The 18,251-nt window shown below is 37.0% G+C and carries 23 protein-coding genes and 1 pseudogene; 6 read left to right on the top strand and 18 right to left on the bottom strand.

Annotated features, from left to right (window positions below; genetic code table 11):
* Positions 1–97: 97 nt before the first annotated feature.
* From L1077_RS23980 to L1077_RS23960, 6 genes and pseudogenes are all read right to left on the bottom strand, one after another.
* The gene (locus L1077_RS23980; RefSeq protein ID WP_237139340.1) at positions 98–445 is read right to left on the bottom strand and encodes a mechanosensitive ion channel domain-containing protein; all 348 of its coding nucleotides are present in this window, start codon (positions 443–445) and stop codon (positions 98–100) included.
* 84 nt (positions 446–529) lie between these two features.
* Positions 530–1,099 carry a DUF1003 domain-containing protein gene (locus L1077_RS23975; protein WP_237139339.1) on the bottom strand — a complete coding sequence of 190 codons (570 nt, stop codon included), beginning with the start codon at positions 1,097–1,099 and terminating at the stop codon, positions 530–532.
* Between the two features lie 2 nt (positions 1,100–1,101).
* Complete coding sequence (locus L1077_RS23970; protein ID WP_237139338.1) at positions 1,102–1,536, bottom strand: ATP-dependent zinc protease family protein; 435 nt, start codon at positions 1,534–1,536, stop codon at positions 1,102–1,104.
* Positions 1,533–2,423, bottom strand: a complete 891-nt coding sequence (locus tag L1077_RS23965; protein ID WP_343222304.1) for a succinylglutamate desuccinylase/aspartoacylase family protein — start codon at positions 2,421–2,423, stop codon at positions 1,533–1,535. Before L1077_RS23965 ends, L1077_RS23970 begins: the two co-directional genes overlap by 4 nt.
* Complete coding sequence (locus L1077_RS27660) at positions 2,395–2,550, bottom strand: hypothetical protein (RefSeq protein ID WP_343222303.1); 156 nt, start codon at positions 2,548–2,550, stop codon at positions 2,395–2,397. The genes L1077_RS23965 and L1077_RS27660 overlap by 29 nt, the downstream gene beginning before the upstream one ends.
* 20 nt (positions 2,551–2,570) lie before the next feature.
* Positions 2,571–2,843 (bottom strand): annotated as a pseudogene (locus L1077_RS23960) (30S ribosomal protein S6--L-glutamate ligase); the annotation flags it as partial.
* A 187-nt stretch (positions 2,844–3,030) separates the two neighbouring features.
* On the opposite strand from L1077_RS23960, the gene L1077_RS23955 reads away from it, so the two are divergent.
* On the top strand, positions 3,031–3,252 hold the full coding sequence (locus L1077_RS23955; protein WP_237139337.1) for a hypothetical protein: 222 nt from the start codon (positions 3,031–3,033) through the stop codon (positions 3,250–3,252).
* 295 nt (positions 3,253–3,547) lie between these two features.
* The gene (locus L1077_RS23950) at positions 3,548–4,375 is read left to right on the top strand and encodes a hypothetical protein (RefSeq protein WP_237139336.1); all 828 of its coding nucleotides are present in this window, start codon (positions 3,548–3,550) and stop codon (positions 4,373–4,375) included.
* 144 nt (positions 4,376–4,519) lie between these two features.
* On the opposite strand, the gene L1077_RS23945 is transcribed toward L1077_RS23950, so the two are convergent.
* The gene (locus tag L1077_RS23945; protein WP_063360053.1) at positions 4,520–4,705 is read right to left on the bottom strand and encodes a YqaE/Pmp3 family membrane protein; all 186 of its coding nucleotides are present in this window, start codon (positions 4,703–4,705) and stop codon (positions 4,520–4,522) included.
* 464 nt (positions 4,706–5,169) lie between these two features.
* On the opposite strand from L1077_RS23945, the gene L1077_RS23940 reads away from it, so the two are divergent.
* Positions 5,170–5,535 (top strand): hypothetical protein, encoded by a 366-nt coding sequence (locus tag L1077_RS23940; RefSeq protein ID WP_237139335.1) that lies wholly within the window; start codon positions 5,170–5,172, stop codon positions 5,533–5,535.
* 37 nt (positions 5,536–5,572) lie between these two features.
* Here the strand turns inward: L1077_RS23940 and L1077_RS23935 are convergent, their stop codons facing one another.
* The 8 genes from L1077_RS23935 to L1077_RS23900 all read right to left on the bottom strand — a co-directional run bounded on the left by L1077_RS23935 (position 5,573) and on the right by L1077_RS23900 (position 14,081).
* Positions 5,573–5,746, bottom strand: coding sequence for a hypothetical protein (locus L1077_RS23935; protein WP_237139334.1), 174 nt, complete (start codon positions 5,744–5,746; stop codon positions 5,573–5,575).
* Between the two features lie 199 nt (positions 5,747–5,945).
* Entirely contained in the window at positions 5,946–6,557 is a 612-nt protein-coding gene (locus tag L1077_RS23930) for a hypothetical protein (RefSeq protein ID WP_237139333.1), read from the bottom strand.
* Between the two features lie 159 nt (positions 6,558–6,716).
* Complete coding sequence (locus L1077_RS23925) at positions 6,717–7,154, bottom strand: NADAR family protein (RefSeq protein ID WP_237139332.1); 438 nt, start codon at positions 7,152–7,154, stop codon at positions 6,717–6,719.
* A 325-nt stretch (positions 7,155–7,479) separates the two neighbouring features.
* The gene (locus tag L1077_RS23920) at positions 7,480–8,511 is read right to left on the bottom strand and encodes an alpha/beta hydrolase family protein (protein ID WP_237139331.1); all 1,032 of its coding nucleotides are present in this window, start codon (positions 8,509–8,511) and stop codon (positions 7,480–7,482) included.
* Positions 8,512–8,877: 366 nt separating this feature from the next.
* Positions 8,878–10,722: an acyltransferase family protein gene (locus tag L1077_RS23915; protein WP_237139330.1), complete on the bottom strand. Its 1,845-nt coding sequence runs from the start codon at positions 10,720–10,722 to the stop codon at positions 8,878–8,880.
* Between the two features lie 1,229 nt (positions 10,723–11,951).
* Positions 11,952–12,245: a hypothetical protein gene (locus L1077_RS23910; RefSeq protein WP_237139329.1), complete on the bottom strand. Its 294-nt coding sequence runs from the start codon at positions 12,243–12,245 to the stop codon at positions 11,952–11,954.
* 389 nt (positions 12,246–12,634) lie between these two features.
* Entirely contained in the window at positions 12,635–13,351 is a 717-nt protein-coding gene (locus tag L1077_RS23905; RefSeq protein WP_237139328.1) for a hypothetical protein, read from the bottom strand.
* Between the two features lie 211 nt (positions 13,352–13,562).
* Positions 13,563–14,081 carry a Crp/Fnr family transcriptional regulator gene (locus L1077_RS23900; protein ID WP_237139327.1) on the bottom strand — a complete coding sequence of 173 codons (519 nt, stop codon included), beginning with the start codon at positions 14,079–14,081 and terminating at the stop codon, positions 13,563–13,565.
* Positions 14,082–14,277: 196 nt separating this feature from the next.
* Here L1077_RS23900 and L1077_RS23895 point away from each other — a divergent pair, with 196 nt between their 5' ends.
* The 3 genes from L1077_RS23895 to L1077_RS23885 are packed head-to-tail and all read left to right on the top strand — an operon-like array spanning position 14,278 to position 16,151.
* On the top strand, positions 14,278–15,012 hold the full coding sequence (locus L1077_RS23895) for an SDR family oxidoreductase (RefSeq protein WP_237139326.1): 735 nt from the start codon (positions 14,278–14,280) through the stop codon (positions 15,010–15,012).
* Between the two features lie 44 nt (positions 15,013–15,056).
* Positions 15,057–15,455: a DUF2141 domain-containing protein gene (locus tag L1077_RS23890; protein ID WP_237139325.1), complete on the top strand. Its 399-nt coding sequence runs from the start codon at positions 15,057–15,059 to the stop codon at positions 15,453–15,455.
* A gap of 24 nt (positions 15,456–15,479) precedes the next feature.
* Positions 15,480–16,151, top strand: coding sequence for a TVP38/TMEM64 family protein (locus L1077_RS23885; RefSeq protein ID WP_237139324.1), 672 nt, complete (start codon positions 15,480–15,482; stop codon positions 16,149–16,151).
* A 39-nt stretch (positions 16,152–16,190) separates the two neighbouring features.
* Here L1077_RS23885 and upp read toward each other — a convergent pair whose 3' ends face one another.
* The 3 genes from upp to L1077_RS23870 all read right to left on the bottom strand — a co-directional run bounded on the left by upp (position 16,191) and on the right by L1077_RS23870 (position 18,161).
* Positions 16,191–16,823, bottom strand: coding sequence for a uracil phosphoribosyltransferase (upp, locus tag L1077_RS23880; protein ID WP_237139323.1), 633 nt, complete (start codon positions 16,821–16,823; stop codon positions 16,191–16,193).
* An 18-nt stretch (positions 16,824–16,841) separates the two neighbouring features.
* Positions 16,842–17,390 (bottom strand): NAD(P)H nitroreductase, encoded by a 549-nt coding sequence (locus L1077_RS23875; protein ID WP_237139322.1) that lies wholly within the window; start codon positions 17,388–17,390, stop codon positions 16,842–16,844.
* Positions 17,391–17,471: 81 nt separating this feature from the next.
* The gene (locus tag L1077_RS23870) at positions 17,472–18,161 is read right to left on the bottom strand and encodes an HvfX family Cu-binding RiPP maturation protein (RefSeq protein ID WP_237139321.1); all 690 of its coding nucleotides are present in this window, start codon (positions 18,159–18,161) and stop codon (positions 17,472–17,474) included.
* Between the last annotated feature and the right edge of the window lie 90 nt (positions 18,162–18,251).

Raw genomic sequence — 18,251 nt, 5'->3', positions numbered from 1 at the left:
AGAGACCCAAAATGCTGTCCTTCGGGGCAGCATTTTTATTTTAAACGCTTTCCTTTTCTTTTGACTCTTCATTCTTCTTTTCATAAACCTGTGCTACCTAGCCCATACCAGCGACACGCGTTCTCGGATTTATTTGCGTTGGTCTTCCCAACAATAAGTTATTAGGGTAAATCACAACCTCTCTATCTTCAGTAATAAATTGAGTGTTAAAAACGCCGATGTCAGCAATATAGCCCTCGATGTAATTATCACCGTCAATCACTCTTATAAAATTGCCCCGCCTGTATGCGCTGTGAAATAACAATACAAAATATGCTGTGATATTGCTTAGTACGGACCAGTTAGCAAATAATGCCACACCTGTCACAGTTAAAATTGAGGTAGAAACCAACATCATACCACTGATGTCTACACCCCAAACCACCAGTAATACCGCAGTAACCACAATGCCACTTAAAATCGAACGGTTAAATAGGCTTTTTTCAGAGCGTCGTTTTTTAATCCGCCTTCATCTACGCTTTTATCAATTTTAGGAAACAGCTGTCGCGTCAATACTACGTAACACAGCACAACAATAACGGGCCAAAATAGTTCTGCCTGTCATTTTTGCTCTTTTTATCAGTAACTTATGTATTTCATCTACTTTTTGGTTAAGGCGCATGTTCTCAAGCTCTGACTTTAGGTTAACCTCATAACTTTTGCTAAATGCCAGTCTATCTTTCGATGTTTGCCTGTTCTGCGACATCATAATGATCGGTGCCTGAACAGCTGCAAGCGTTGACAACACGAGATTCAGCAAAATAAAAGGGGATGGGTCAAATGCCTCTTCCTGTGTCAGCCACACCGTATTTAACACGACCCAAAATACCATAATTGACACAAATATAATGATAAAACGCCAAGAACCGCCAAACTCAGCCACTTTATCAGCCATGCGCTGACCAAACGTCAATTCATCATGAAAGCTCTCATTGATATTTGCGACAATAACTTCTTGCGAAGAAATACTGTCGACGACACTTTTTTCAACAGGGCCTAACTCATCGCCTTCGGTACCTAAAGACGCTTTTGCAAATGTTTCAATTTTGTCACTTTTCATAATTACACCTCGCTCGACATAACAAATGTTTGTGATACTTCAACATAAAATAAACCGCTTAACGCTTGCCTTCCTAACAACATCAAGTATGTCATATCAGCTCTATTGGTCAGCGTTACTTCTATATCCCATTCAAAACCACCCATTTGAGCACGCGTCTTAATCACATAGCGCTGCTCACTCATGCCATTTGATGACTTTACCTTTCTTACATCATGAAGTGGCGCACTACATCGGATCACTTTATCTACATTGTGCATCTCTGGATGAATATCAAACTCAACGCCGGGCTTGCCTTGTACTGACACTTGCTTGATATTATCAACATGCAGTGATGAAGTTTGCGCGCCGGTATCAACCCTTACAGGTAAAGATGAAATACCAAATTCCGGTAAGTTAATCGCCTCAATATGCCCAATAATCATTTTATCTTTCATAATAGCTGCTCACTTGATTCTGTATTGACAACTAACTCTTGCTCAACATGTTCAATCTTTTTCGATACCTGCTGACTAGGTCCTGAAAAAAACGCAATATGAAACATCGCTTCACATTCTTGTACTAATGGAATATTTTGCTTTCCAATGATCACGCCATCTTTCATTGCAATAACTTGCCCTAAAGTCTTACCGTAATGATTGCCAATATCGGCTAACACATCCCCCATTTTTACCTGATCGCCAAGGTTGAAATAATTAGCCACGATCCCACTGGCACTGGCTCTGATCCAACTACTGTTATCAGCAATAAAGCTCGTCGCTTTCTTTACTCTTGCTCCCCTAGAAGGCATCATTTTTAAATAGCACAAGACATTCACAATACCTTTTATACCCATGCGAATAGAAAGCTCATCAAATCTCAGAGCTTCACCAGCCTCATATACGAGCACTCTGGTATCACATGTTGCAGCAGCTTCAAGCGATCCCTCCAAAATTTCAGAGTTTAGTACCACTGGGGCACCAAACGACTTTGCCAGCTCAAGCGTGACATCATCTGCTAAATTCGCCCGTATTTGTGGCAGATTTGATCTATGGATCGCCCCTGTATGCAGATCAATACCATAGTCACAATGCGCCACGACTTCTTTTAAGAGCGTATTAGCTAGCCTTGCAGCCAATGAGCCTTTATCAGACCCTGGAAAGCTGCGATTTAAGTCTCGTCTATCTGGCATGTAGCGAGACTGGTTCACCACACCATACACATTCACAATCGGCACCGCGATAAACGTTCCTTTTGTTATCTTGAAGTTTTTTAGTGTAAGTAAACGTCGGATTATCTCCACACCATTTAACTCGTCACCATGTACAGCTGCACTGACAAACACTGTCGGTCCCGGCAATGTGCACAGGTAAATGAACATCAGCATCTGTGTATAGTTTCGCAACGGGTATATCAACTTGACAGGTTTGACCCAACAAGATGTCTTTACCACCTATGGTTATTACTGACATACGTTTACAGTCCTATTTGGTTAACCTTTGCCACGAGTACGCGTTGAATTAGGCTTTGCATTTTTTTCGATGAACTCAACCAGCTTACCAGCAACATCAAGTCCAGTTGCGCTTTCAATGCCTTCTAGACCAGGAGATGAGTTCACTTCCATGACCATAGGCCCATTGTTAGAACGCAATAAATCTACACCGCAAAAATTTAGCCCCATCACTTTTGCTGCATTCACAGCAGTTTCTCGCTCTTCTTTTGTAAGCTTTACAATCTCAGCGGTACCGCCTCGGTGTAAATTACTCTCTTTGGAATTAAGAAAGCAGCTGTTAGCTAGGTTAATAGACATCGCATTCATATTCGAACCCCCTTACATTGAAGAAATCGTTACGGAAAAAGTCAGTACAGTACCGTTACAACTAGTATCAACCCAGCAAGATTTAGAGGTAGACTAAATCGAAAGCATAATCCAAGTTGATTATGGCGAGGCTGTGAATAGTCAATTTGTCCGTGATTTTTGCGACAACACGACGATTAAACACACCATGAGCCAGCCAAGAATCGCTTTAAGTTTTATTACCGAAGCTGGTGGTACGGCCTATCTACCAAAGCAGATGTGCTTTGACTTGATCCGCAAGAAAAAAACTTTTTTTGGTCGAACAAGCCCCTACTTATACCAGAGAAATTTTTGCTATGTACTTGGCAAAAAGTAACAAGACAAAACTTATCAAAGACTCTTTGATGCTTTTTCCATATTTACGTAATTAACCGCCATCAAATTGATAAATTTTATTTATCATACGAACTTGTCATATAAATTTATTTTTCTAAAAAGATAAAAATTTAATTAGAGATCGAATTAAAAGAAACATAAAAAGATTAAATAAATAGGACTCAAAGATACAAAAAACGATATGATTTGAAATTTATCTCTATATTTGCCATGATAAAAGGCAATAAAACCTTAGAGCTCTAATCAAAAAGCTCAATGAAATTAGTTCAGGTAAAATGAGAAGAAATTCGATGGATGTAGATAGCATATTGGAATTTAATACAGTTAACAGGCTCACGTCCGCCAACTTGATCCATTCCACTCTAAAAGAACACACTATAGACTCAATTGAGCAAGAAACGCATAAACACTGTAATACTAAAATTAGCTATATCATTAACGAATCTCAGTTTGGCCTGTTTTCAAATAAAGATTATCAAATAGAAGCAGCCGTCCCTAGCTATTGTGGTTCACATGACGCTTTATATATCGCAAAATACTTTGATATGACAAGAGCACAAGAAGTGGGTAAGTTAGAGCACGACTCTGTTTTAGATGTGATTACATCAGCGCCCAATGAACATGATGTAATACCATCGGGTTTGTCTATGATTCGACTTGCTCAACACAATGATGCAATTGATATCGCTAAATTACAATTTAGTACCAACTGCCATTATACAACCTTTAATCAAGGCGAACGGGCGATTATTGACGATATGCAACAAGGCAATGATTACCTTGTATTTGAATTTTTAGATAATATAGTCGCGTACGTGAGGGTTACATATCTTTCTCATGGCGATGTAGCCAATATTTCAAACATAGTGATTGCTGATCATCTAGATACGTTAGATGTAAAAAGAGACCTAATCACGCTCACAAAGTCACATTTGAAATCCTTAGGTATCGTTTTGCTTCAGTCAAATTGTTTATCTGACAATTACGACAGAAACAAAATACTCCACCAAGCCGGGTTCAATTTTTCAGGCCGATTAATAAACCAAAGATATCAGCATGGTGAGCTACAATCTGTCAATGTTTGGTCAACACCGCTTACCTAGCAACCTGCGAACACTGTCTGTGATCTTTTAACATGATCGTTAAACTTAAAATTAGCTACAAAGCACGTAAACGATAAAAACTTTAACGTATCGAGAAAATTAATGAGCTAACTAATTCAAATTAGCTCATTAATTTAATGTAAATCACTCACCCGATTTGTTGGTGACAACAAGCCAAATAGCATGGATCATTCCTGGTAGGCCACCAAGTAAAGTCAACACAATATTGATAAAAAAGTGTAGACTGAAGCCGACTTGTAAAAATGCACCAATTGGTGGAAGAAAAATCGCAAAAATTAAGTTTAAGATACTTACATTACTTGAGCTCATATTCACTCTCTACCTTATTAAACCAAAGTTAAATCCTGCTGAACTGGACGCTAGCTTACTGGCTATTCTTAAAAACCGCTAATAGCCACTTTAGAAACAAATCACGTTGATCATGTACGCTAAACAATAAGCTACTGCACAAAAGATAGCTGATAAACCGGAAACTACTAACTAATCACAACCTATTTTTTAACTTTTAAATAACAATAGAAGTTAAGTTAAGGGACTTGCTAAAGTTTTAAGAAATACACAAGCCAAGATTAACGGCTTAATAAACTAATTCGTAGTGAACTGCTAAGTGAAAAAAGCTGTAAAACCGAAGAGTTGAAACGGAGAGAAGTTAGCTGCAAACACATCTACACTGGGCCATCAAAGTTGTCGACTTAGAACTATTTACAATCGGCCCGCTAAAAACCATAGCGATGAAACTTTTTCGAGAGCCAACCAAAAGTATCTAAGCATGTATGAAACTAAAACCAGCCTCAAAAATAGCCAAATATCAACTTCATATAGAGAAAAGGACTTCACCGGTATTTAGAAATTTAATTATAGCTAAGCCTGCAAGGCAGATTAAAAACCCTATGACTCTTGCCTTAAAACCTGTTACTTTACTCTTTGTCGATTTAATGAACTTCATATTTTCACCGCCATTAGTAATGCCAGATTGTATAGAAAGCTCTCCTTTTAGTATGGAATTTAGACCCAAAGCAATTAATACTAAGCCAAAAAAGTCATCTGCTGTGAAACTCATAAATTTACCCCGACTATTAACAAGGGCCTATGATACACTCAAGGATGTACATCAAGCAAAAAGATTCTTGAAGCTATGAGCAGGGCACATTTTCAATGCCCTGTTTTTAATTTGTTCTAGTATGGTCTACAGGTATTTACGGGATAATATGAAAAATAAGGGCACCCTTGCTGCACTCTTGTTGGTGGAATAGCACTCGCTCCCCCCCCTACTAGAGGTGTTTGCTGTGAGTCTATCACTTTATTATCACATAAATTTTTAAGGTTCTTTTTACTGATTTGTAGTTTCATATCAATTTCCTTTGCATGTTTAAAAAACGTTCGAAATATTCTTCACACAAAGTCTCTTAAGTGTAAATTGAAAGAATTTAATACACTCATTGTTAAACTACATTAAAAGCACAACTCGGTATTCTAATTAAAGATAAACTACTTGATTTTTATAAGAATATAATAAAATTAGAGTGAACTTTAAATCACTTCTTATGTGTCACTGATCTTTGTTTATTACAGCTTGAATCTGACTACTTATATTTTTTGCATGTTGACACGCAGGATGGCCAATTCCACTTTCACAACTGACTTTTAGCACTTCTAATGCCCGAATAAAATTCCTCTCTACACCTTTTCCTTGTGCTAAGTAAGCACCGTACATAGTGCATCCCCATTCATCTTTATCACTGCAAGCAAGTTTGAAAGTCTTTAAGGCACACTCTAAAGATGAATCCCCATTGTGGCTAATCAAACCTGAAGCTCTATTTGTACAACCACTTACTATACCCAATTGACAAGATTTAGAAAATAATGCCTCCGAGTGATAGCTGCTTTGTAATTTATTTTGAATAACATTTGCTAGCGAAGAGCAATAATTACCGTCCCCTTTATCACAACGTTCTAAGCAAGAGCTAGGATTGATTGAACAATCATCTATATAATTTTTATAAGGTAAATTTGACTTAGGAAAATAGTCTGTGGGGCACTTTTCCATTAACTTAGTATAACTTTCCTTTGACTCAATTTTATTTAAAACATCAATCAAAACACTTTCTGCACTTACATTTGTAGAAAAAACCAAAAACAAAAACAAAATTATAAACTTCATAATCCCTCATCAATAAGCTATTTATTGAGTAAAACACCAATCGTATTCTAAGCCAATGCTTAATAAAACCGATATACTTCACTATTAATCACGTAAACTGGCTATCCTTATAACCAAAGTGGAGTCTGCCCTCAAATAAGCCCTTACTTTGTTAGCATGTTAAGACTTTAGTTCATCCCTAAGTTTCATTAGAAGAAAACCCAATCTATTTTTTCCTTTCCCATTGGCACCGATGCCCCAATATTTATCAAACGGAGAGTCTTCAATTAGTTCTTTTTTACCCGTTGCAATTAATAAGTCTCTCAACGCTTTGTCTTGAAACTTTTTGCGTAAACCAACAAGCATCACTTCCTCTTTGACGCTGTCCCAATCCGAACGAATAGGAATTGCCCTAGTTTGACCCAAATCTTTTGCCTGCTTGGGTGAGCCACAGTTCTTTATTTTGTCAAACTGTTCTGTACCGATAAACTTCATAGCTTGAAAATAATGTTCCATGGTTTTCCAATAGTGACCATCTAGCTCAAAACCAAATCCTGCAAAGTTGGAAAGCTGGTAGTACTTGTCGTTCTTAGCGAAAAATTTAATCGTTTTTGCCATATGCTCTTAAAAACCTCACATCTATCTCCGAGTTATCTTTATACATTTACACTGAATGGATTTTACCAGACAATACTTATAATCATATCAGTAACTAATTAAGCTTCAACCAAAATTATTTTTAAACCTTCAAGATCGCATTAGTTAATACTTTTAATTTATATACCTTGACTCTACAAAAAAGCGCATAAATTTAAACAACAATTTATTTTCCAATAATTTAAATCGAAATATATATCCCCTCTTAATCAATGGTGAAATCGATTACAACGCATCAGTAGACTATAAAATATAACGGTGTTCAAGTATTTAACTTCTATTTTTCTTAGTGTGTTTCTCGCTGTGAATTTATCCATAGGATCATGCTTTCTATAGCATCAGGCGAAAAATGGCTCTTCTTGATAGAAAATAATGCATCAAGAGGTAATTCAGGCTTTAACAACCCATGCGTAGCGTTGCTAATTACCACCTGCTCTAGATTAGCTAAAGGTTGTTTTGAGTTCGCAAAAGCGTAATCAAATTCAGTTTGACTTTGCTCGATATCAACATGAATATCGCTATCACCATACATGGCGAACATTGGTAGGTTGAGTTTACTAAAACCTTCGGATATATCTGCATCTATGTTTTTTCGAACAAAATTAAACCTAGCTTCATCTTCTAGTGGCTCTGACATAAAAGGATCTTGATGCAAAGACGCAGCCAAGTATTTATCATAACCTGATTTGATTAAATGGTACTCCTGTTCACTCAATTGCTTGATACGTTCTAAAGCTGTTTCATCGTCAGCATTAATTTTTCCTTCATCGACCAAACGGATCCACATACTATATTGGCTCTGAGATAACCAATTAGCTGCACCACCAACAAGAACCATAAACTTGATTTCAGTTTCATTATGTAAATTAGCAAATACCCAACTAGCTTGGCTAAAGCCAATTACACCAATCTGATTTTGTTGATAGCCTGCTGCTCGCAGATAATCAATGGCATCTTGCACCTCTGCAGCTCTGTCTTCCATAGATTGGGAAAGCCAGTCGCCTCCAGAGCTCCCAACACCTGGTTTATCCCACGAAAAGGCAGCTATCTTTTGCTCATTCAATGCATCAATAATGGGTAGATAAAAGCTATTTGCAGTACTGTCCATATCGCCATCCCCGTGAACAAAAATCACAATAGGATCAGAGACTGAATGCTGCTTTGGTATGTAAAGTCGAGCAGATAACTGGTTACCGCGTGAATCAAACGTATGTGTTGTATACTGGTTCTCGTTGACTGCCAATTTATTGTTACAAGCAGATAATACAGATACAAAGATAAACGCAGATAAAATACTTAAAAATTTATTCTGAAGCATGACTAACTGTTTCCTTAACTGATAAAGTCAGAGAAACTATAAAACTTTCTTATGTGAGAAACTGTGAGTAGTCGTAAAAATGAATAAGGTAATTGAAAGCTATACAAAAATTCGCTTTTATTTATAGGCCTTTTATCAAAAAGAGCAATGCAATTATTCAAAAAGTTATAAACTCTGATCTAACATGTCATGAAGTTTCAGTCTCCTTATCGTTTTATCTCATGTGAGACAAAACGTCATGTAGTAATTTTAAGTGACCTCAGTATATTTTACATATTAATTATTTACTTTTAAGTAATTTTAACCGCATAAAAAAGCCCCCAACTTTAGTGAAAGCGGGGGCTTTTAAATCATAAATTCTATGAGTTACTTCTCAATTTCATTTATTATATATTTCCAAATAACTTCTGAGCCATACCCTGACAAATGAGAGCCATCTGTCATGAATATTGATTTATTTTCTACAACATAATTACAGATACCTTGGTGACAGATAGCAGGCTTTGGATCAATAAAATATACATTTTGATACTTCAATACAGAATCATAAATGACTTTATTTATCAATGATGCTGAGTGAATAGGCTTTTCTTCAGAAGAACAAGAAAAGCTGTCACTAATATAGTGTTTTGTTTTCATACACTTCATTATTGACTTATTTTTAGGCTTTGGTAACTCTCCTACAATATATATCTTCCTATCTAATCCATAAACCTCTATAAGCTCTTGGATTTGTTTGTATAGATCAACTTGATAATCTCCTGTTAAGTTGCACATTTTATTTGTGCATTTAAGCTTATCAGAACCTGTTTTATCCCAACTATGCGCAAGTATTATCGGCGTATCTTCCCCTAGTGCTACTTTATAATTGTCTTTACATTTCGCTTCCCAAGATAAGTAATTTCCGACTCTTGTTGAATGCGAGTTGGGGAAAGACAAACACATTGAATACCACGAATGTTTGATTTTTGTACCTTGAGCTAAAACGCCTCTAACATAGTGGTTTGCATTACTGTCTCCTATTAACAAATAATCGTAATGATCACTTGTATTCAATAGATATGTACCTTCGCGTATAAGGTAATCATTACCAGTGCCTCCATGGATCAGAGGGTTAGACTCTAAATCAACCCTTTGTGGAAAACCTTGGTATTTGAAAATGATACTGCCAACAATACCAAAAGAGACAATGAGGAGACCATATTTTGCAATGCTTATTTTTGGTGAATTAGATTTTACTTTTCTTCTCTCTAATAAAAGGTTACTCACATAACCCAAGAAGATAGATAAAAGTATAGCTAAAATTTTATAGTCTTCATCAAATGAGTAGTAGCTAAAAGAAACAGCTATTGGCCAATGCCATAAATAAATAGAGTATGACCATTTCCCAATTTTTTGAAAAACAAAATTACCGGTAATTTTACTGTCATTTACATGTGACTGAATTATTAACCAAGTACCAACTACTGGTAATAAAGCGAGATAGCCAGGCCACATACTTTCTGATGAGATTAAGAAATACGATAAAATGATTAAGGCTAAACCCATGCATTCGACAATTCTTTTCTTGTCATTTGAAATATTCAAAGGGTACAAAAAAGCGAGAGCACCAAACATCATTTCCCAAGCTCTTGTAGGTAACAAATAATACGACTGTTCTGGCCATTTTGCTGTTGCGATTACACTAACGATAAACCCTACTACCGTACCAATCAGGATAGTTAGTTTAAGTGCGTTTAATGACATAAACCTTTTCAAAAATACCAAAACAACTGGGTATATTAAATAGAACTGCCACTCTGCTGAAAGGGACCACGTATGAAGGAAAAAGTTTTCTTCTGAATCGAAATACCCCCCTCTCATGCTAAACATAAAGTTACTGAGGAACGTCATGCTAGTCACGACATCACGGCCAATAGTCTTATAGTCCCAAGGAGTGAGTAAAAAATAACCAAGAATCAACATTGATAAACAAAACGCTGCAAGTGGAGGGATTATCCGATTAGCTCTAGCAACGTAAAATTTTGAGATGGAAAAGTTGCCCTCTGTGATCCCTTTAAATATTATTCCGGTCATTAAGAAGCCTGAAATAACAAAGAAAACATCTACTCCAGCAAAGCCACCTGGGACCCAATTGGGGTTAAAGTGAAATAGCACAACAGCTATAACAGCTACTGCCCGTAAACCATTTATATCTTTTCTAAACTGCACAAAGGAACACCAAAATAAAAAAATAGTATTCATTTTATACTAATAATCGAGGAAGAAAAAGTAAGTCTGTACCAATTTATTTACTATCAAAAAGTTACGAATTATCAACAAATTAAATTCAATAGAAATTGTAATTGAAAAGAACCCTCGTAGAAAACTAACCAACTGATTTTATAAGATATTTCAAAAAATATTAGTTCATAAATAATTAAGCCTCTGACCTTTTTCGTGTTCAGGTCAACAAATAAAACGCAAGCAAGACAACCATGACAAAGAAAATTAAGAACAGGACTGCCTAAAACCAAGAAGTAATAAAGCATAGCAATATTGCTATTCGGCTCAGTGACGTCGCTATTTAGCAATTACACAGCGGGCGTGGAAGTTCAAATAGATATTCTGATTTTTCACTTGAAACTTACCTAGCACTTCGCTCTGTTTTAATTTGCCACCTTGATCACTTGAAGGGTTTGTTACTTAACTACTGAATTTATTGGATAAACCTATTTAAACCCCTAGAGTTCTAGCTGTTTGTGCTAGCGAGGCAGAAGTTTAATATACAATATCGGACCAGCCAACACAGGGGGTTATAGGATAGTACTGATCTAAAAGTTTATAGTAATGACGAATGACATACCCTAAAACACCGAGCCAACAAGTGCCGAACTTGGCTAAAACAACACTTAACCATAGATACACAAAGTAACGTTATCGTCAGTGCAGAGTCTTCGACAGTGAATGTATCTGATGGAGAGGTGCTTTGTAATTTATTGCGGACATGACGTCGAAATGTTGACCGAGTGACAGGAGGTAGAGCTTATGATACGCATGATTGCTATGATAAAATTGCGGGTAAAGGTGTCGTGGCATGGTTCACCAAGATAAAATGCCCAATATTGGGAGAAAGGATACTTCATAAGTTTTCAAGATCAGTAGCCTCTTTTGTTTCTATTATGATTTTTAGAGACTTTCCATTACGCAATTTGTAAAATTTAAACTCGGTTTTTACTCTAATTATAAATGTACCCCAGCCCTTTAATCGGATTGAACCGGTAGAATCATAAGGGGCAGCCATTGATTTCAATGTAATTAGAAAGATTTTTGCGCAAGCTCCTTATTAGTTTTTTGATCAATACATGCAAACTGCTCTTATAACAAGCAAAACCGCTAGGTAAAATACTAATACAATTAGAGTTAATTGAGAAACATTATAAAATTCAACCATGGCCTTTTTAATCACCAACTAACAGTTCGAATATACCATCTATGCAGCGCCCTATTAATCTAAAAATCCAAAAAACAAATTCTGCAGGAAGCTCTATGATAAATTCTAAAACATCTAAAAATTGACTATCACCATTTCGTTTACCTTTACGTTTACTTGGCCAAACAACATAACTTATAGAATAAGAAACCACGCCATAAAACAAGTAAATTACCGGTAAAGGCATAAAAAAGGTGAGAAAAATCAGAACTGTAGAAACTAAAAATATAGTAATCGCTATTAAAGCTCTTAGATTATGCATAAAGCCAACTCCTTTTTACACCACATTGAAATTAAACTTTCATTAAAATAATTTACACATTAGACACCAAAGCCACCTAAAAATAACCCAGATTAATTATAAAAATATAAACTTACTTAAAGAATTAGCGATTTGGAATGTAAAAAACCCTAGGTACTATGTCAGTTACCTACGTCGAGCACCCTATTTTAATTCAGGAAATTAAGAAATATAGATAACACTATGATTGAAATGAACAGTTAATGCAATACTATTCAATTACACACAACACCAAGCGAATATAAATCAATCAAAACGTTTATTTTCAAATCAAAATAATTTAGCTCTTAAATAATTGATTATCCCAATAATTGATTTTTGAGAGGGTTGTGAATAATTTTTATCTTTCATTACTTTAAGAACAGCTTGCCAATCTTTGATTTTTTTGACTTGATAGCTTTGAGGATAAAATATGTAACCTTGGAATACTCTTTATATTCGCTTGTGGACTCTAGCGTATATATAAATTTATCAAGGTCAGCTACTTCGTTGGTTTCTACTATAATTTTCAAAGCCTTTCCATTTCGTACTTCGTAATATTCAACCCCTGTTTTGGACCTAATTATAAATGCATCCCTGCCCTTTAATCGGATTGCACAGGTAAAGCCATAAGGGGCAGCTATTGATTTTAATGATATTAGAATATACTTTTCTACAATCGATTTTAGAGTATTTTTATCAATGCCTCCTATCTGCTCTCGATCACAGACAAAGTCGCTAGGTGTAATATCCAAACTTTTTTTCAGTATCTCAAATATAGAACCTTGAACAATAGACGGTTGTGCAGTATTAAAGCTTTCAGAGAGGTTTGAATTGAGCATGACTATTTGACTTTTGAAATCTTCATTATCCTCTACAGAGGTAATTACTAGCTCTGGATTTTCACCGAAAAGAAAAGCGCTTTCTTCCATGTTTTCAGTTACGACAATTGGGATGTCAAAACCATCAAATCTAATTTTATCTAGACTTGTAATGTCATGTACTGTGTAGTTAGACCACTTTAAATAGGCATTTGGTTGAGATTTAACATTAGTTTTAATTTGTTGGCACTGACTGTAAAAGTCCATTGCGCAGATGGACTCTGAAAATAGGACAGTACAGACGACTAAACTGTGGTGGTTCATTGATTACCAAACATATTTATTAACAACAAAAGCAGCATAATACCTAACTATAAGTATAGCTTATCGGTCTGGAGCCTAACAATCGAATTAATCACTGTAACAATCACTCTGCGTCTTGAATAACTAATAAATTATAAGAGGAACTATAGACATGCTATTGATGTTTAATTCGACTCAATGCGACGGGTGTGATCCCTAAATACTTAGCAATATCATTTTGAGTAAGTTTTTTAACGAGCTCTGGTTGGTCTTTGCATAAATTCTCAAATCGCTCAGTTGCGGACAAGGTAAGTAACTCATACTCTCTTCGCTCTTTTTTGAGTGACAAAGACAATAAAATTTGGATAAACTCCTGAGAGATGGAAATGGACTTTTTGCTTAACGCTAATAATTCATAAAAAGGCACTTGAACAAGTTCACTGCGCGACAAAGCCTCTAAACTAAAAGTGCTTGGGACTTTGCAATGAGCTGCATTTAGACTACCAATAATGGTGCCAGCTTGAATAAATGATTTAATGGTTTCTTTTCCATCGGCCGTGATATAAAAAGCCTTCAATAACCCGCTTTTTACCAAGTACACATAGTCACACAATTCACCTTGAGCGAAAACTTGCTTCCCTTTTTCAATCTCAAGGGGAATACCATTTTTCGCTATGTAATTTTGTAGTTCCATTTTGCATCCTTTATTTTATTGTACGAAACTATAAGCACTTGAGATCTGAAAACTTTAGTTATCTACGAATATATAGAACAAGCTCTGATTGAATTAGTTTTAGTTTAAATTATTCTGTGATTTTTAACATAGGTTAATGCCCCACAAAAAGTCCCCCTTTAAAGTATCAAGCAGATTCACCACTGGAGATACAAACGTGAACTTAGTGAATAAAGTAATCGTGATAACAGGCGGAACGTCCGGCATTGGCCGTCAAATTGTCGAGCAGCTGCAAGCCCAAAATACCATTATTGTCGTTGCCAGAAACAGCGACCGACTTGAACAACTCAAAAAGAGATATAAAAACGTCACATGTTTTCCTGCAGACCTTTCTGATCCCGGAAGTTATCAACCGCTGTCAGAGCGTATACAAGCTGAATTCCCCCGCGTTGATGTATTAATCAATAATGCGGCTATACAAAACGAGCCCTTTTTCACAGATCCTGATTTCGAATACGAGAAAATTACACGGGAAATCAATGTGAACTTTACAGCAGTCTGTGCTCTATCCTATTTATTGATCCCTGCACTTAATGGCAACGAAGCCCAATCTATTATATTAAATATCAATTCTGGGCTGTCTTTTGTCGCTAAAAAAAGTGCAAGCGTCTATTGCGCTACAAAAGCAGCCATCAACCTTTTTTCACAAAGCTTAAGCTACCAATTAGAGCATACAAATATAAAGGTATTACAGGCATTTATTCCTTTAGTAGACACCCCTATGACCCAAGGCCGAGGTGAAAATAAGATATCAGCCGAGTGCGCTGCCAAGTCAATTCTTAAAGGGTTAAAGCAGCAAAAACCCCAGCATGATATCGGCAAAATTAAAGTTTTAAGGATTTTAAATACCCTGACACCCAGCCTGGCTAAACGACTCTTGAAAGGATCTTAATGACCATGTGCAAACTATATAAATCAATCATTTTTGGAGTACTTATGATGACTACTGAAGCCGCAATCGCTAAGAGCGTACAAGTGAAAATTAACGGCGTAGATACCAGGCGATCAGGACAAATCATGGTGATGTTGTTTGAAGATAATGGCTTTCCTGTCAAACACAAACAAGCATTGCAAACTCAGTTTCACAGCCCTGAAAGTGAATCACTAACCGTCGAATTTACAACTGCTAAAGCAGAGTTTGCAATCAAAGTACTTCATGATGAAGACAACTCGCAAACTACTTCGAAAAATTGGACTGGTCTCATTCCTTCTGAAGGACTTGGCTTTTCCAATGGAGCCAAAATTAGCTGGCGCGGGCCACCCAAGTTTAAAGACGCAAAACTTTCATTGGCTGACATTAACACGCCAATTTCAATCTCTATAAAATACCCATAATCTCTAACGACGGAACTGTTTTGTATGAAATCACTTTTAAAAATGATGCTGATATTATTTTGCTTTTTCGCATCGACCTTTATTGTTCTCAAAGTAAGCGGTGTCCTCAGTATCAACGACATCAAAACTTGGCTTAACGCAGCAAAAGAGCTGAATGTGTACTTAGTTGCACTCATTGTGATTGGGCTACTTTTTTTAGATTTATTCATCGCCGTACCCACACTCACACTTATTTTATTAGCTGGTTTTTTTCTGGGTCCCTATGTGGGCGGGCTCAGTGGTATTATTGGCCTGATGCTCGCTGGTACAACAGGGTATGCGATTAGCAATAAGTTTGGCAACAAGCTGTTTGATACGCTTGTTAAAGACCCAAACGAGAGAGCCAGTGCCATCGCACTATTTCAAAAGCGAGGTCCGGTAGTGATCTTACTTTCAAGAGCGACACCAATATTGCCTGAGATTTCAGCATGTATGGCTGGGATGACCAAAATGCCATTCAAAGAGTTTATTATTTATTGGATGATGAGCACTATACCCTACGCATGTATTGCAGCGTATGCAGGTTCAATCAGTACATTAGAAAACCCCAAACCTGCTATTTATGCAGCGATTGGGTTAACTGGATTTTTCTGGATATGTTGGTGGATGTTCAATAAGCAAACACGTAAAGTTAAAGCCGCGTCGCCACATTCTTAAAGAGAAGGCTGGCAAACTCAATTTCGCCAGCCACATCTATTAAGCTTGCGTGCCAAATATTTTATCGCCTGCATCACCTAGACCAGGCACTATATAACCATTTTCGTTCAAATGACTATCAAGCGCTGCTGTATAAACGTCCACATCAGGGTGCGCTTTTTCGACCGCTTCGACACCTTCAGGTGCTGCAACCAATACAATGGCTGTAATGTTTTTACAGCCAGACTTTTTAAGTAAATCAATTGTCGCGATGAGTGATCCGCCCGTAGCCAGCATAGGATCGACAACCAAGGCCCTTCTTGAGTCTAGGTTACCTACTAATTTCTCAAAATATGATACTGGTTCCAGTGTTTCTTCATTTCTCTGTAATCCAACAACACTGATTTTTGCAGCGGGTAACAACTGCATAACGCCATCTAACATACCAAGGCCAGCTCTTAAAATCGGCACAAGTGTGATTTTTTTGCCTTTGATTTCTTGTACGTCTAAATCTTCACCAGTCCAACTTTTTATCGTCGTTGTTTCCGTTGGTAAATTTCTTGTCGCTTCGTAAGTAAGCAAGTTGCCAACTTCCGACACCAGCTCACGAAACTTTTTGGTTGAAATACCATGCTCTCGCAATAAGCCTATTTTGTGTTGTAATAACGGGTGTTCAACAACATGAAGTGCCATAACTTGCCCCTGTAAAAATTATAACTCAGTAAAAAATGAATTTGGTTCGTGACGAACCGGTTTAGTACATTGAATTGTTGGTGTGCCTAGATAAAGATAACCAACAATCTCATCTTTCTCGTCTAAGCCAAGTTCGCGTTTAACTGTCGTGCTTTGCGCAAAAAAGCCGGTTCTCCAAACACCAGACAGACGCTGTGCAAATGCCGCTTGCTGCATAGCAAAACAAGCACATGCTGCACTTTCAATTTGCTCAACACGAGGGACTTTTGGATGTTCTTGAAAAGGAGATATAGCAATGATCATCATAGGTGCGCGGTGTGGTAGGTCTTTCGCACGGGATACTGTGCGTTCGTTTTGCTCTTCTTCTACCGCTGCTTTGTAATATATTTCACCTAATTTATCTCTCGCATCTTCATTGACAACGATAAACTTCCATGGTGCTAAACCACCATGATCTGGCACTTTTAACGCGGCTTTTTTAATAATTTCTAGTTGCGACTCAGTCGGGCCTGGAAAGGATAAATTACTGTCAGATTGACGTGTCATCAAAAGCTCGATGGCATCCATATATAATTCCTTAATGATAAACAAACACTTATTATTTTAACGTGAAGTGTTAGGGAAAGTTTAGCACTTTCCCTAATATTTTTATGCCCTTGAGCTGAGTTGCTTAGCTATCCAGTAATCCAAACTGAAAAAACGACCCCCTCCGGTGAAAAATAAACTTAAAAACATCGCAAAATAAATTGCGGCAAACTCAATGCCATTATTTAAAATCACGACATTGCCCTTCTCGTACAGGAATTCAGGAAACCCATGGGTGCTAACAATGGACTTAATCCTGTCTAATCGGTCTGCCACTTCTAAGCTATTTTCAAGACTTGCTTTTGCAGTATCACTGCCAAGCCAAGCAAATACCTGCGCAGCACTGGTATCTGGATTTGCTGGCGCAACCGAAAACCAACCATTATGCCAGTGTACTTGTGTAGCGGCGATAAACATGGTCACCATTAATGGGATAGATACCAATCGAGTGAGTAACCCAATTAGAATTAACCAGCCGCCTAAAAACTCCGTCCAGCCTGCTAGAAATGCCAACAAGTCTGGAAATGGCAACCCTAGCCCCCAGTCAGGATTACCAAACCAAGCAACCACGTTTTCATCTGCTAACATGCTTTCGAACAAGCTTGCATCTTCTTTCGCTAAATTGAGTTTGTTATATCCTGCGATAATCATTACTGGCGCAACAATCAACCTTAAAATAAGTGGAGCAAGCCCACTTAAGATATCTGCTTTTTCGATGCTAGTTTGATAAATGGATTGAATTTTATTAATCATATAACGATTTACACCTTTGATAGTATTCATACAGTGTAGACCGTAGCGCAGTAACTTTTATTGCAGGGTAAAAAAAACGACACCCCGTGC

The sequence above is a fragment of the Pseudoalteromonas luteoviolacea genome (assembly GCF_021654285.1).
In the GTDB taxonomy this organism is placed as follows: Bacteria; Pseudomonadota; Gammaproteobacteria; order Enterobacterales; family Alteromonadaceae; genus Pseudoalteromonas; species Pseudoalteromonas luteoviolacea_J.
Note: the sequence above shows the minus strand (reverse complement) of the source record. Positions and strands in the feature narration are given on the sequence as shown.